Here is a 14,045-nt window from a genome sequence, read left to right on the forward strand (position 1 = left end):
GGGCGGTCACCGGGAGCCGGTGGCAACTGGCTGGGAGACTGCCGGTCACGGGTACTCAGCTGTTCTTCGGTATCGGAGAGCTGGCGGTCATCGTCGTCATGCAGGGTGGTGCCATCATCCAAAGGGCGGTCACTGGGAGCCGGTGGGAGGTTGGTAGGGAGCTGTCGGCCAGTACTCAGTGTGCCGTCGGTATCACCGAGTTTGAGCCCTGACTCTTTAAAGATAGTGGGGGCCGATTGTAGTGGGGGGAAATCTAGTTTAGCTCTATGAATTTCGGCACCACCAGTGCCTTTTAGTGCCTGAAGTTCTGCTTTAAATTTTGTAAGTTCGGCGAGACCTTCTTTTACCTGTTGGTCAGCTTGCTCCCTGAGTTCCCTAAAAGAATGTGACTGACTATCTGTACTTTTTGCAGAAGGTATCGTCTTTTGAAGGGAGGCAGGAGTTGCCTCATCTACTGGCGTTTCTTCAGTCTGGCGGTTAACTGTGGATATGTCACCGTGGGACATTGTAGAGAGGAGTTTTTGCTTATTCTCCAGATCTACTCTGGCTTTCTGAATTTGCTCTTTTGCTTTGTCTAGGATTGTATGATGATCAAGCTGTATTGTGGCATCAGTCTCTCTCTCCGTTGTCTTTTCAGCCAAAGGCTGGGCTATACGTAGAGGCGAAGTTTCTTTGCCAGCTTCCCAGCTTGCGTGCTGTAGCTCAACTTTGTGACCTACGCTTATACTTATTTTATCGTCAAAGGCACGCTGGCGTTGTTGGGTTTCAAGTGATGCATCGCGTTTTCTTTCTGGTTCTTCTTCACCACGGCTAGCGCGTAACGTATATGTTGTCGCAGGTTTCTGCTGTGTATCCTCATCAACACTGACCCATTCAGCTCTTGATAATTCCAATCTTTCGCCATATTTTTTAGATAATCTCTCGCTAAGAGCTGCTCTTGTTTCGTGGATTTCGGGTGTTATTGTTATTTTTTCAGTTTGTCCTCCTTCATGTCCCGCACGTATGGTATAGCTTTCCTGAGGTTTAAAAATTTGTGCAGCTCTGGTTTGAGGTGTTTCAGTCGGTATTTCCCTGGATGGTGTTGAAAGACCTGAAATAATTTGTTTGCCAGAGGTTACTTCAGTATCCATTCCTTTATATAAAGCTTTCTGAGAAGGCGGAGGAGCAGGATGAACTTGCTGACTCGGGGTAGTGGTGATTAATGGATTATGAAAACCGCCTAGCTGGTCCATTCTGACTCTCCTGATAAAAAAACGCTTTTCCATCAGATCATTGAGAGCAATAGAAAGTTTCCTGCATTGGCTATTTATCTCTATTTTTTTATCCGTATTTTCAATTAATTTTGAAATCAAAATTCGTATTTTTTTAACTGATTCTTATAGTTGTAAGCTATGGCTGTAAAAGTTGCTTTTTAATAATGAATTGCAATTATGTCTGGGGTTGATCGTTGTTAGAATACCCTGCTCACGGATTGACTATGATGCTCTGCTACTGGATATTGTGTCCTTTACTCATTGTCATAAGCGGGCATCGGCAGCAAACTTCTCAGTCCCAGCTGACGACAATGTTTTTCTATATTATTATCTGATAAGTGTATTTTTTCTGTATGTAAAAGCAGTATTGAAAAATAGACTTACATCGTTGGTCAAGCTAGACCAGAACCGGGAAGGCAGGTATTGTTGATTACATGACTGACGAGAACAAACACTATATCCGCCGGCGCAATGCTGGCGCATTACCCTGGGAAATTGAACCAGACACCCGGAAACAGGAAGAGCATCCTGTTTTTGGCCAGATAGAGGCTCAGCCTGCGGTTCGTGAGGGCGCCCGGGTTCAACCCTTGCCGGAAGATTTTGCACCGTCTCGAGAGATTTTGGAGTTTCTGCAGGCTCATCAGGGAATCCCGCTGGACTTTATTGTTACACAGCTGATCGATTTCAAACTGTACTGGCATGAAACCGGTGAGGCGCGTAAGGCCTGGCAAAATAAGTTTAAGTCCCACGTCATCTACCAGTGGAAGCGGAACCAAAGTGAAACAGGGCAAAGAGCTCATCGATCAACAGCTGAAAAACTTACAGACCGGAGCTGGGACGACGGCTTCCAGTTCGAAGACGGCGACGAGTGATCAGCAGTCCCTAGCTCAGCAAGCACCTGCAGCTTATGATCAGGCAGCTTCTGGCAACGCTTCGCAGCAACCACGCTCCGGGGCGGATCATGTGGATGCTATCAATGCAGTGTTTACTCTGCTGGAAGATGCCTACCCGCTGAAATTCAAGCGAGCTTTCCAGGCTCACGAAGATATTATCCGCGCCAAGCGGGTCTGGAAAAACTCTCTTCAGGAATTCAGCCCTCGTCGTATTTTGATGGCGGCAAAAAAAGCACTGGATACGGCCAAGTTCTTTCCAGACTTGAGTGATATTCGTGAGCTGTGCAAGCTGCGCTACGACGAAGTGGGATTGAAAGAACCCTTGCAAGCGTATTATGAAGCCTGTTATGCCCCAAAACAGAGCCGTGATTACCCATGGTCACATATTGCTGTCTATCTTGCTGCCCGTGAAACGGGCTGGATGATGCTGCGTAGTGAAGAGCAGCGGGTAGCTTTTCCGGTTTTTGAACGGAACTATGAGATTCTCTGCAATAGGGTACTGGAAGGGGAAGACCTGGAAACCAGCATCCTGAAAGGTCTGGAAGATGGTCGCAACAAAGAGGTCACCCGACAGGCTGAGGCAGCGGCTCAGCAACAGCAGCGTGATACGATGGTCAGGCAGGGTATAGACCCTGATAACAGTACGTCTGCCCGGGAACGATTAATGAAGGTGTTTGATCAGAGCTGATCATGTTTCATGCTTACTCTTCACCAGGTCCTTGAAAATAAGCTATTTTTCAGTAAGCCAACAGACGTGTGAGTTTCACAGTGTTTTTGGGTCTTTAGCTGGCTGGATGCTTGTACCTTTATGCTCAGCCGTTGGGTCATCATGGTGTTCATGATTGCTGCATGCACCCATGGGGTATTGAAAAATGAGCTTGAACCCGAAACTGCTGGGTCTGCTACGTACTCAGTTTGGTGAGCGTATAACGACAGTCGCAACTATTTGTCGCCAACATGCTATCGATGAATCCTGGCACTCCCCCTCACCCCCTGATGCGGTCTGTTATCCCGAGACGACACAGGAGGTTTCTCAACTTGTTAAGCTTGCAGTGCAATTTAATACCCCACTGATACCTTATGGTGCTGGTACCTCGCTAGAGGGACATATTTTCGCTCCTGAAGGAGGTGTTACGGTTGATCTATCGCGTATGAACCAGTTGCTCGCGATCAACAGTGAGGATCTGGATTGTGTTATTCAGCCGGGCATCCGGCGCAAAGGTCTCAATGATCAGCTACGCCATGAAGGGCTTTTTTTCCCAGTTGATCCGGGTGCTGATGCTTCACTCGGCGGTATGGTTGCGACCCGGGCGTCAGGCACCAATGCTGTCAGGTACGGTACTATGAAGGATAATGTGCTGGCTCTGACTGCAGTCATGGCGGACGGTGCGATTGTTCATACTGGAACCCGTGCCAGAAAGAGTGCGGCGGGCTATGACCTGACCCGTTTACTGGTTGGCTCTGAGGGAACTCTCGGTATCATAACCGAAATAACCTTAAAGCTTTATCCGATACCGGATTATCAGGCGGCGGCACGAGTTACATTTCCCTCCACTAGTGCGGCTGTTGAATCGGCCATTCAGGTTGTGCAGTTCGGTGTTCCCATTGCTCGAATGGAGCTTATGGATGCGCAGGGCATCAAAGCCATCAACGAATATAGCAAGATGAACCTGCCTCTACTGCCCACGCTTTTTTTTGAGTTCCACGGTTCAAAGTCCGCGGTGTCTGAGCAAGCTGACCAAGTTAGGGATATCGTTCAGGAGCATGATGGCAGTGATTACTTATGGGCTATAAAAGCTGAAGATCGCAACCAGTTATGGCATGCACGACATACAGCTCATTACGCAGTTATAGCCACAGGACAAGGTTCTCGTGGATGGACCACTGATGTATGTGTCCCTGTTTCAAAGCTGGTTGATTGTATTGTGCAAACCCGGCAGGATTTGGAAAGCAGCTTTATGGATGCTCCGATTATTGGTCATGTTGGCGATGGCAATTTTCATGTTATTTTTTCTGTTGACCCTGATAATGAGCGGCAGATAAAGGAAGTCAAACGCCTGAATGAACGTTTGGTGGAAAGAGCCTTACAGATGGATGGTACTTGCACTGGGGAGCACGGCATTGGTTTAGGTAAAAAAGAGTGGTTGCAGCAAGAAGCTGGTACCGCTATCAAGCTAATGGAAATCATCAAAGGAGCCCTTGATCCAAAGGGCGTGCTGAACCCGGGTAAGATTGTAAATCATAACCCTTCATAATCGATGGACTGGGCAATGTACAGTGTCAACCCAAGCGAACTGAAAGGACTCGTTCTGTTGATATTTATTCTCACAGGGACAGTGGGAACGAGCCTGTTGAAATAACGCATCAGGGGAGGAAACTGGCTTTCACATTCAAGCGTAGTTACGGACTTTTCAATGCCAGTAAAGAACCTGCCCCAATCATAATAGAGCCTGACGTTTTGTTAAGCAGACGCATTGCTTTGTGGGACTTGAAATATTTTCTCGCCTGAGCAGCACTGCCGGCAATGACGGACAAACCGAGCATCAGACCGATCAAGGTTAATATTGCTGCTAGAACAATATCTACAGTGGAAAATACGGTGACATCCATAAACGTGGGTAGAAACGCGATATAAAAGAGAATCACTTTTGGGTTTGAAGCAGAAATCATAAAGCCCTGCAGAAAACTTTCAAATTTATCTGCTACCGGTACTGTGCCACACAGGTCTTTCGCGATGGGTGAAGTCCATATTTTATACCCCAGATAGAGCAAATAAGCTGCGCCAACCCATCGGATAACGGTAAAGACTTCTCCCCAGTTCTGTGCAATAACTGCCAAGCCAAAGCAGGCCAGAATCAAGTAAATGATGTCGCTGATAGCCATACCGAGAGAGAGAAAGAAGCAACTGCGGGCACCACAGATCAGTGCCCTTGCCAGAACTGCAAAAACGCCGGGGCCGGGAGTAACGGCAAACAAAAGAATAGCGGCAAAAAATGCCAGACCGCTTTCCAAAGACATAAACAAACCTCGAGGGAAAATATTTTATTGGTCACTATATTCGTTGAGCAACGTTAAGAGCGCAAATTCTGTTTTACCGTTAGCTACAAAGAAAAATATAAGAATTCTATATAATTCCTGGGGGGCCAATACAGTCACCCTTGAATTCCATCCTGATAACCCATATTGAGAGACACATTATTTTCCCGCCGACTGGAGTATGGTCATGAGTCCAAGCCGAGCCGATATTGAAACGGCGATTCGCAGCTATCAGGATCCGTACCTGAAAAATAACTTGTTGGACGCTGGCTGTCTTGATTCCCTGACAATTGAAAATGGTAAAGTCAATGCTTCACTGATTCTGGGGTATCCGGCCAAAGGTCTGTGTGATGGCGTTGCCCAGATGTTGGCCAGCAAAATTGAAGATGTTGATGGCGTACAGTCTGTGGATGTATCGGTAAACTGGACAGTGGATCCGGCACCGGTTCAGGGTGAACTGGAAGCCATGGCTGGTGTAAAGAACATCATTGCTGTTGCCTCTGGTAAAGGTGGTGTTGGTAAGTCTACTACTGCAGCAAATCTCGCATTGGCACTTGCCGCTGAAGGTGCAAGGGTGGGAATCCTGGATGCGGATATCTATGGCCCCAGTATGGGGCAGATGTTCGGTATTGCTGATGGCACCCGACCGGATGTGAAGAACGAAAAGTTTTTCATGCCCATTGAAGCCCATGGTATTCAGGTGATGTCCATGGCGTTTCTGGTCACCGAAGATACGCCAGTGGTATGGCGTGGACCTATGGTCAGCGGTGCTTTGATTCAACTCTTGACCCAGACCATGTGGAATGACCTGGATTACCTGGTGATCGACCTGCCACCAGGCACGGGTGATATTCAACTAACCCTGGCGCAGAAGATTCCGGTTTCCGGCAGTGTGGTCGTTACGACTCCCCAGGATCTGGCGTTGATTGATGCCAAGAAAGGGGTTGAGATGTTCCGTAAAGTTGGAGTGCCAGTGCTGGGTGTTGTGGAAAATATGGCCGTTCATATTTGCTCCAACTGCGGTCATACTGAGCACCTGTTTGGAGAGGGTGGAGGTAGCCGGATCGCTGAGCAGTTTGACATTGATTTGCTGGGATCCCTGCCATTGTCCATGATGATTCGTGAGCAGGCTGATCATGGCGCTCCTACGGTTGTGTCTGAGCCTGAATCCCAGATCGCTATGATTTACCGGGATATGGCCCGGCACATGGCTGCCAAACTTTGGTTGCGGCATCAGCAGGCTCCGGCAGTGCCTACGTTATCAATTTCTGACGACTAAAAACGCTGGATTTTCTGACGAACCTTATCCAGAAACTGGCTCAACTGTGGTTTTGCGATTTTGTCCATGCTGTAAAGAGCCAGCCAGTCAATATCCCTGCATTTTGTAACGGCTTTTAAGCTCAGCCTCATCATCTTGCGGGGAGGGTTGCCAATCAGGGCCATCCGCCAGCGTGATGCGCCCTGGGTGGTGATGATCAGAATCTTTTTCAGGTTGGTCAGTTTCGGCTTTACTCCTTCAGGGCCAAAGTCGGCAACGACGGAGGGGAGCCAGACACGATCCAGCCAGCCTTTCAGAATGGCCGGTGGCCCCATCCACCAGGTTGGGTAGATCATGATCAGTGCTTCAGCCCATTGCAGCTGCTGAACATATTTCTCCACCGTGGCTGTATTGTCTTTGTCCATATAGGTCCGTCTTTCAGCGGTGCTCATTCTGGGCTCAAAGTTCTCTTTATAAAGATCCAATACCTGTACCTCAAACTCTTTTGTTTCCAGCTCATCAGATACCACTTTAAAGATACTGGCGTTGTAGCTCTCGGGAGTGGGATGGGCAAAGACAACCAGTGTTTTCATTCCAAATATTCACTCGAATAGTTATAAGTCTGGCCTGATTGTAGCGTTTATTGATCGCCTCGTAAGGCTCCGCCTCTGAGCAGTCGTCTATGCTTGTTCAATTCATAGCTCTAAGAAGCCTAAAGAGATGGATGATTTCTTTCAGCAATGGCGCACTTATCGAACGATTGTGACTCAAGAGTATATGGGGCATCAAAACATATCTGAGTGCATACTTGATGTTTTACAGCAGTTATCAACCGGTTTAGAGATTCTGGATCTGGGTTGTGGAGATGCAGAGGTGTTCTTCAAACTACTCCCCGATATTTCGGTTAGTGGTTACAAAGGCGTTGATAGTTCTGCTTCAGCTCTTGAGGTGTTGACTGAACGCTTTTCAGGTAAGGATGTCGCTTTTCAGCTCTACTGTCAGGATATGATGGATTTCTTACTATCGTGTCAGGAACAGTTTGACATAATCATTGCAGGTTATTGTATGCATCACCTGTCGTCTTATGAAAAAAAATGCTTTCTGCAGATGGTTTATCGTTGTCTTCGTGAGCAGGGCTTATTGTTCATCTATGATGTATTTTTACAGCCGGGTGAATCCAGAGAGCAGTATCTGGTCAACTATCTGGCTCATATGCACTCCAGCTGGAAAGCCATGTCAGTTCAGGAGCTGGAAGCATTGGATGCCCATATTACCGGCTGTGACTTTCCAGAAGAGGTTGAATCGTATCGGTTGTGGTCTGATGAATTAGGCTTTCAGCAGGTGAGCCAGACTTGGGAGGGAGAGTGGCACTCTCATAAATTGCTTCAGCTTAAGAGAGGCAAGGCATCAGTCTTGAGCTCCTGATCATTCTCTGTTCGTCCAGATTGTTGACTCAGGTCAAGATAGTGGTTTGCCGCAATGGGTCATACTGATCCCACAGCGTTACTTTCGGGAGTCAGGGATATGAGCAATGACAACCCTTTACTTACCATGACTGCTGAGCAGATCATGTGTCAAAAGGTGATTACTGTACCTTCAGACTGGTCTGTGGATAGGCTGGCTCGCTTTTTAACGGATAAGGCTATCTCTGGTGCACCGGTTGTTAACAACGCCGGGCAGCTGATTGGCGTTGTTTCATTTTCTGATATTGTTCGTCAGGCTGGCAGTGGTTTGGTCGATCTGGCAAAGCGGGATGATAGTTTCTACAGCACCATGATGGATGAAACGCTTTCCCCGGAAGACCAGCGGTCATTTCACGATATTGTCGACCAATCTGTCATGGTGAATGACATTATGACGCCTATGGTGTTTGAGGTATCACCCGATACGCCTTTGATGCAAGTTGCCGAAGCAATGGTAAAAGGGCGTATTCATCGGGTGATGGTGACTAAGGATCGTTCTCTGAAGGGCGTTATCAGTGCACTTGATCTGTTGAAGGTAATGACATTGTAGGTTCTTTCTTTCATTACCCGGCATTGCTTCTCGGTAACTGCTTCTGCATTTGCAGGATACAGTACATCCCTGTACATTCCCTGAAAATTGCTCCTGCATATTCAGGATACAGTACATCCCTGTACATAAAAAAAGGTACCGAGTCCTCGGTACCTTTTCATAGAGTGCTAACCGCGTTAACTGTCACTAATTGAGAAGATTAACGGAAAATCTTCATTTCAACACGACGGTTCATCATGCGGGTTTCTTCTTCATCATTGCTGGCGACTGGGTTTCTTTTACCCTTACCCCAGGCTGCGATGCGGCTCTCTTCAATGCCTTTCTGCATCAGGTAAGCTTTAACAGCCAATGCCCGGTTTTCAGAGAGATCCTGGTTCACCTGATCTGGGCCAATGTTACAGGTATAGCCAGTCAGTTCAATACGCTTGGATTTACCCATGCGCTCGACAACGGCATCCAGCATCATGCGATCATTCATATCCAGATCATGGGTACCAAAGTCAAAGAGAACGGTCTTTGGTGTCTGGTCGGCAATGGCACAGTGCAGGCCGGAAACCATAGCACCAGCGACCATCGCAGCACCACCGGCAGCCAGATTGCTTAGAGCAGTGGGAACGCCCACAGCCATTCCGCCTTTCACAGCGCATTCGGACCAGTTAGGGGTTGATTTGTAATCACCAGCAACCATTTCATTGCTGGTTTTCATCATGCCGCAACCTGTCATTAAGACGGCTGCTGTCAGAAGGGCGGGTATTCTGAGTTGCCTTATCATGGTACTTCTCCATCCATGGTTTGATTGGTTTTTTGATCTTTTGATTCCCTTTATGGGGAATTTATAAACAGTATAGTTATGTGATTTTCCATTGCGGGAGTAAGAAAAGAAAAGTGTATAACCGCTAATGGGGAGTCTGATTTTTGACGGAAAAACCAATGTTTTGAGGACAAACGGTAGCTCCTGAGGAGTTACCTGTATAAAAAGAAAATCTATCTACTTTAGTGTTAGGGGGGCGTTCTCAATTAGACATGGCACAAACCATGGGTGGCTCTCCGGGTTGACCACACAAGCACTCACGCTGTGTTGAACGGCTTGAACATGGAGCCACCATGCCCTGCACCTTTCGTCTTGCCTGAATGCTTGTGTGGTTAACTGGACTCATGGCTAATTGAGAATGCCTCCCAGTTTCTGTTGAGATAAGGTTCCAAGCTCACTGGTTCGTAAAGCCGCACTCCATAAGGCGAGCTAATGCGAGTGTAATGGTTTTTCATCAAACCAGCTTAATGAAGCCGGCAAGCGGCATTACGAACCAGACTGCGAGGCGCTCGAAGCATTCTGGCTTGAGCTGAGAAAGGAACCTTAAGTCAGCAGAACCTAGCAAACCGGACGCTCTTTCAAACCCTTCATCAGCTGCCACACAATGACAGCAGCCAGAAAAATATTGGAAATCGGTATAGCCAGAAATACTCCGATAGAACTAAATAGCGGTGGAAGGGTGATCAGCATTGGAATCTAAACAGCTATGTTGCCGACGGTAATAAAGGTTGCCGTTCTGGATTTTGCCAGAGACTGAAAAGACGCAGCAGCTACCAAAATAAACCCATCCAGAAGCATGCATGAACTTTATAGAGATAGTTTCAAATCAACTCAGGCTTAAGGCTTGATTCATTTATCAATGGATGACATCTGCTTTATTTGTCAGATAGCTCACTTTCAGTGACTCAGTAAATTTACTGGGCAATATTTTTAAGTGTTTGTTTAAATTTTGGTGAAACCTGCTTTTATTGACTGCGAGCAAGTGCTGTCTTTGTCCTTTCGCTATTATCCCTTTCTTTACCAGATCAAGGTATAGGTTTTTCTTATATAAGATTTCAGGTTCAGTGTCTGGTATCGCCATCTTTCACAGGGCAGACTGGTGGCTGTACGAAAGTAGAATGAAAGTCTCGCCCAAGGCTCAAACCAGGCTCCAGTGACGTCTTGCTATATACGCATGTCAGTGAAGCGTGTGCGTTGGTATCAGGGAGATAGCAGCCTGAACTTGAGTGACCAGTACGTTGAACCGCCGTTATCACTAAAACCGGGGGTGTTCACAAGATGACCACTACACGTCAGCATTTAATCGATCTTACTTTTAACTTTATGGAGGCATTCAATACAAACAATCTTGATGAAGTAATGACCTTTTTTACGGAAGATGCAATCTATGATGAATTCAACAATAAGAGAAATAAAGGCAAGGAGGCTATCCGGCGAACTCTGGAACCGCAGTTTTCAGGGAGATTTGGTGTTATGCAGTTCCTTGATGAGGATTTGTTTATCGATGCTGAGTCAGGAAAAGTCATGGTGAGTTGGCTCTGTAAGCTGGAGGTCAAGGATCAGCCTGTATCCTGGCGTGGCTTGGACTTACTGCATTTTAATGGTGATAAAGTGGTGCAAAAGCTGACTTATGCAAAAAGCAAAGTCCCTTTGTTTCATGATTGTTAATGGCTACCCAGCCACTTTTGAACGGGGCTTGTATCTGAGATTGTTTTAATTCGATACAAAATACGATCTGTTTTTAAAACTTAGCCTCAAGAGTTAAGACAATACATCTCTTTTTGTTTGTTTTGCCTGAAATGGGGCGGGTTTACATAACCTGGCTAAAACAGTCACAGGCTGCCAATCAGCCCGCTTATTTTGGCCCTGACAGAGCAGTGAATTTCTGAATATATGTTGGGGCGAATCCAGCTGCTTCAGACGGTTCTAACGAAATAATAATGATTTAAGGTTTTTTGATGAAGTCGTATTCCATCGCCGCATCTTTGCTGTGTTTACTTTTGGTATCTTTCCAAAATCAGGCTCAGGATGGTCTTGCAGATGAGCAGGTGAGTCTTAATAAGGTGGATTCTACTCAGATGGATCTTAAACATATGATACGAACTGATGAACGCCATCGGCCATATAATCCACCTGAATCCCTTAATGATGGGATATTAGTCGGTAACCTGACGTCAATAGCCGTTGATTCATCAGGAATTGAGCAGTTGAGATATCGGATTGGTAAGGGAGATTATGGCTATATTGATAGCCTGCTGGTCAGTTATAACGGGAAACTGGTCGTGGAGGATTATTGGGGTGATGGGACTATTGATAAGCCTCACTTTGTTTTTTCAATTACGAAAAATATATTATCAAATGCTATCGGTAAGGCCATTGAGCTTGGTCTTATCAGCAGTGTGAATGACCCCATTATAAAATACTTTCCCGAGTTATCGGAGAAAAATCTGTCGTCTGGTGTTGATACTATACGAATTCATGATCTGCTGACGATGCGTTCAGGCTTGAATATTAAGGGAGTGGATATTCCTCTTGATACTATTAATGAAAATAATCATGTTGAACATTATTTTACCATGACCAGACCTGTAATCCCCGGGCAATACTTCAAGTATCAGGGGGCAGACCCAGATATTTTGAATCATATTCTTTATAACGTGTCAGGACTGACCTTGGAAGAATTTACCGAGCAGCACTATTTCAAGCCTCTGGGGATTGATAATGTGCGCTGGGAGCAGTCTGCTTGCGGGCTAACCAAGGCAAGTTCAGGACTGCATCTTACTTCAAGAGATATGATGAAAATTGGATTGGTTACGATGTCTAAAGGGGACTATCGGGGGTATCAGGTATTGAACCGGATGTGGGTGGAGGAAGCTACCAGTGCGAAAACAACCAATGGTAACTATGGCTACTACTGGTGGACTGAAGACTTCAGGGTAAGCGGTGACCGTGTTAAAACAATTTCAGGACGTGGAGCAAGGGGGCAGTTTATTTTTATGATGCCTGAGCTTGAGTTAGTGGTTGTGGTCACCAGCAGTAATGATAATAAAACCCGAAGGGCTCCCTTTACCTTTGTACCAGAATTAATTTTACCTGCCTTTATTCGATAGCATACTGATTATTTTTCAGTCTTATCTATTGCATCAGACATGAAAGGGCAGGGGGCTTTGCTATAGAGTACTCAAGCAATACGCTGTATTCAAAGAGGAGTTGAAATAATATTCAGTTCTATTAAGCCCTGTGAATTCTTAAGCTGAGTAAAATGGAGCAATCTACTTTGCTGGTCTACATTTAGCTTTCTTTTGCTTTTGGTGAAGACTGGGTAAATCTATTGTTTTTTTATAAACGATATTGCCTCTTCATTAATCCAATAATTACTTCTCTATGAAATCATAACTGATGTTAATAACAATAGCGGGATTTGCATTTTCTGTCGGACTATTGATCTATTTAACCGTTCGCTGGCAGTGGCCATCTTTTCTGGCACTTCTTATTGCCAGTTATACAGCGGGTTTGAGTTTTGGGCTTTCGCCAAATCAGATTACATCCGCAGTAATGGATGGTTTTGGAGTCACATTGGGTGAAATTGGTTTAACGATTGCCCTGGGGACGTTGTTGGGTTATATCCTGGAATACTGTGGAGCAACCATAAGCATCGCAAGGGGGATCATTGTTTTTTTTGGGGACCGGTTTCCGGGCCTTGCTCTGGCAATTACCGGCTATATTGTTTCCATTCCTATTTATTGCGACTCCGGCTTTATTATTCTCAATTCCATTCGACGGTACCTGGCTAAAACGCATCATGTTTCTCCAGTATTTCTTAGTACAGTGCTGGGTAGTGCTCTCTATGCTACACATACATTAGTTTTACCTACGCCCGGCCCACTGATTGCGGCGATTAATTTTCAATTAACGGGCTATTTACCCATTGTCTTGATGCTGGGGCTGGTGTTGTCTTTGCTGGCTGCAGTAGCTGGTTTTGTCTGGGCTTTGTGTGTTCGTAATCTGGTACCTGCCAAGCTTGACTCTCAGAATGCTGAGGAGCCTTTGGTGAATGAGTCTGCTGATATCCATTTCCTTATCGCGATCACCCCGATACTGACACCGATGCTGTTGATTTCAGTGGGCGGTATTGTAGGCCATGGTGAAAACATGGTTAGCCAGTGGTTTGGATTTTTAGGCCAGCCGGTGAATGCCTTGCTGGCGGGTTTGGCCACGACACTGCCACTGTTGAAATATGGTTCAGCGGAAAAACTTCAGATGTGTATTTCCAAAGGTCTGGAAGCCGGAGGCAAGATTGTTCTGATTGTTGGCTGTGGTGGTGCTTTTGGGTATGTGCTTCAAAGCAGTAATCTGACTGAGCTGTTTACCCGAAATTCTGGATTCGTAAACTTGGGGCTGTTTTTACCTTTTGTGATGGCAGCCATTGTAAAAACAGCGGAAGGTTCAACAACTGTTGCCTTGATAACCGCTTCTGTTCTGGTGAGCCCGCTGCTATCCGCGCTCGGCCTGGATACAACAACTGGTCGGTTACTTGCACTGTTTGCCTGCAGCGGTGGTGCAATGACCATTGCTCATGTGAATGACAGTTACTTCTGGATTATCACTGAGTTTACCGGGATGGATACGGCGACAGCATTGAAATCCCTGACGATAGCGACTTTCTTCCAGGGTATCGTGGTTTTGTTAACGGTGCTGCTACTGGCTTTTTTTCTTGATGTTATAGCTTTGCAAACAATCCCGTTTTTGCTCGGATAAAAAAATGCAGCTTCACCTGGAAG

13 protein-coding genes are annotated in these 14,045 nt (G+C 46.1%); 9 read left to right on the forward strand and 4 right to left on the reverse strand.

Annotated elements, in window-relative coordinates; all coding sequences use genetic code 11:
- On the reverse strand, positions 1-1,352 hold a 1,352-nt coding region (locus tag GV64_RS25230), incomplete at its 3' end, for a hypothetical protein (protein WP_157237135.1).
- Positions 1,353-1,687: 335 nt separating this feature from the next.
- Here GV64_RS25230 and GV64_RS08905 point away from each other — a divergent pair.
- The 3 genes from GV64_RS08905 to GV64_RS08915 all read left to right on the forward strand — a co-directional run bounded on the left by GV64_RS08905 (position 1,688) and on the right by GV64_RS08915 (position 4,401).
- Positions 1,688-2,125: a DnaT-like ssDNA-binding domain-containing protein gene (locus GV64_RS08905; RefSeq protein ID WP_020585200.1), complete on the forward strand. Its 438-nt coding sequence runs from the start codon at positions 1,688-1,690 to the stop codon at positions 2,123-2,125.
- Positions 2,031-2,834, forward strand: a complete 804-nt coding sequence (locus GV64_RS08910; RefSeq protein WP_152553981.1) for a replication protein P — start codon at positions 2,031-2,033, stop codon at positions 2,832-2,834. The genes GV64_RS08905 and GV64_RS08910 overlap by 95 nt, the downstream gene beginning before the upstream one ends.
- A gap of 184 nt (positions 2,835-3,018) precedes the next feature.
- A complete protein-coding gene (locus GV64_RS08915; RefSeq protein ID WP_020585197.1) occupies positions 3,019-4,401 on the forward strand; it encodes an FAD-binding oxidoreductase in 1,383 nt (460 codons plus the stop codon).
- A 145-nt stretch (positions 4,402-4,546) separates the two neighbouring features.
- On the opposite strand, the gene GV64_RS08920 is transcribed toward GV64_RS08915, so the two are convergent.
- Complete coding sequence (locus GV64_RS08920; RefSeq protein ID WP_020585196.1) at positions 4,547-5,164, reverse strand: LysE family translocator; 618 nt, start codon at positions 5,162-5,164, stop codon at positions 4,547-4,549.
- A 205-nt stretch (positions 5,165-5,369) separates the two neighbouring features.
- Between GV64_RS08920 and apbC the strand changes: the two genes are divergently transcribed.
- Positions 5,370-6,461: an iron-sulfur cluster carrier protein ApbC gene (gene apbC / locus GV64_RS08925; protein ID WP_020585195.1), complete on the forward strand. Its 1,092-nt coding sequence runs from the start codon at positions 5,370-5,372 to the stop codon at positions 6,459-6,461.
- Here the strand turns inward: apbC and GV64_RS08930 are convergent.
- On the reverse strand, positions 6,458-7,033 hold the full coding sequence (locus GV64_RS08930; protein WP_020585194.1) for an NAD(P)H-dependent oxidoreductase: 576 nt from the start codon (positions 7,031-7,033) through the stop codon (positions 6,458-6,460). The two genes, apbC and GV64_RS08930, sit on opposite strands and share 4 nt — an antisense overlap.
- 127 nt (positions 7,034-7,160) lie before the next feature.
- Between GV64_RS08930 and GV64_RS08935 the strand changes: the two genes are divergently transcribed.
- Complete coding sequence (locus GV64_RS08935) at positions 7,161-7,865, forward strand: class I SAM-dependent methyltransferase (protein WP_020585193.1); 705 nt, start codon at positions 7,161-7,163, stop codon at positions 7,863-7,865.
- 99 nt (positions 7,866-7,964) lie between these two features.
- Positions 7,965-8,453 (forward strand): CBS domain-containing protein, encoded by a 489-nt coding sequence (locus tag GV64_RS08940; protein ID WP_020585192.1) that lies wholly within the window; start codon positions 7,965-7,967, stop codon positions 8,451-8,453.
- A gap of 199 nt (positions 8,454-8,652) precedes the next feature.
- Here GV64_RS08940 and GV64_RS23715 read toward each other — a convergent pair whose 3' ends face one another.
- The gene (locus tag GV64_RS23715) at positions 8,653-9,225 is read right to left on the reverse strand and encodes an OmpA family protein (RefSeq protein WP_081622237.1); all 573 of its coding nucleotides are present in this window, start codon (positions 9,223-9,225) and stop codon (positions 8,653-8,655) included.
- A gap of 1,317 nt (positions 9,226-10,542) precedes the next feature.
- Between GV64_RS23715 and GV64_RS08955 the strand changes: the two genes are divergently transcribed.
- The 3 genes from GV64_RS08955 (at position 10,543) to GV64_RS08965 (ending at position 14,022) form a co-directional block, all read left to right on the forward strand.
- Positions 10,543-10,932 (forward strand): nuclear transport factor 2 family protein, encoded by a 390-nt coding sequence (locus GV64_RS08955; RefSeq protein WP_020585187.1) that lies wholly within the window; start codon positions 10,543-10,545, stop codon positions 10,930-10,932.
- 290 nt (positions 10,933-11,222) lie between these two features.
- Positions 11,223-12,374, forward strand: coding sequence for a serine hydrolase domain-containing protein (locus GV64_RS08960; protein ID WP_020585186.1), 1,152 nt, complete (start codon positions 11,223-11,225; stop codon positions 12,372-12,374).
- 289 nt (positions 12,375-12,663) lie between these two features.
- Positions 12,664-14,022 carry a GntP family permease gene (locus GV64_RS08965; RefSeq protein ID WP_020585185.1) on the forward strand — a complete coding sequence of 453 codons (1,359 nt, stop codon included), beginning with the start codon at positions 12,664-12,666 and terminating at the stop codon, positions 14,020-14,022.
- Positions 14,023-14,045 lie beyond the last annotated feature (23 nt).

Source organism: Endozoicomonas elysicola, assembly GCF_000710775.1.
Lineage (GTDB): Bacteria > Pseudomonadota > Gammaproteobacteria > Pseudomonadales > Endozoicomonadaceae > Endozoicomonas > Endozoicomonas elysicola.

Excerpts from the sequence above, each read along its gene's own strand:
- GV64_RS08905 (WP_020585200.1), top strand. The coding sequence starts at position 1,688 with ATGACTGACGAGAACAAACACTATATCCGCCGGCGCAATGCTGGCGCA.
- GV64_RS08915 (WP_020585197.1), top strand. The coding sequence starts at position 3,019 with ATGAGCTTGAACCCGAAACTGCTGGGTCTGCTACGTACTCAGTTTGGT.
- GV64_RS08920 (WP_020585196.1), bottom strand. The coding sequence starts at position 5,164 with ATGTCTTTGGAAAGCGGTCTGGCATTTTTTGCCGCTATTCTTTTGTTT.
- apbC (WP_020585195.1), top strand. The coding sequence starts at position 5,370 with ATGAGTCCAAGCCGAGCCGATATTGAAACGGCGATTCGCAGCTATCAG.
- GV64_RS08930 (WP_020585194.1), bottom strand. The coding sequence starts at position 7,033 with ATGAAAACACTGGTTGTCTTTGCCCATCCCACTCCCGAGAGCTACAAC.
- GV64_RS08935 (WP_020585193.1), top strand. The coding sequence starts at position 7,161 with ATGGATGATTTCTTTCAGCAATGGCGCACTTATCGAACGATTGTGACT.
- GV64_RS08940 (WP_020585192.1), top strand. The coding sequence starts at position 7,965 with ATGAGCAATGACAACCCTTTACTTACCATGACTGCTGAGCAGATCATG.
- GV64_RS23715 (WP_081622237.1), bottom strand. The coding sequence starts at position 9,225 with ATGATAAGGCAACTCAGAATACCCGCCCTTCTGACAGCAGCCGTCTTA.
- GV64_RS08955 (WP_020585187.1), top strand. The coding sequence starts at position 10,543 with ATGACCACTACACGTCAGCATTTAATCGATCTTACTTTTAACTTTATG.
- GV64_RS08960 (WP_020585186.1), top strand. The coding sequence starts at position 11,223 with ATGAAGTCGTATTCCATCGCCGCATCTTTGCTGTGTTTACTTTTGGTA.
- GV64_RS08965 (WP_020585185.1), top strand. The coding sequence starts at position 12,664 with ATGTTAATAACAATAGCGGGATTTGCATTTTCTGTCGGACTATTGATC.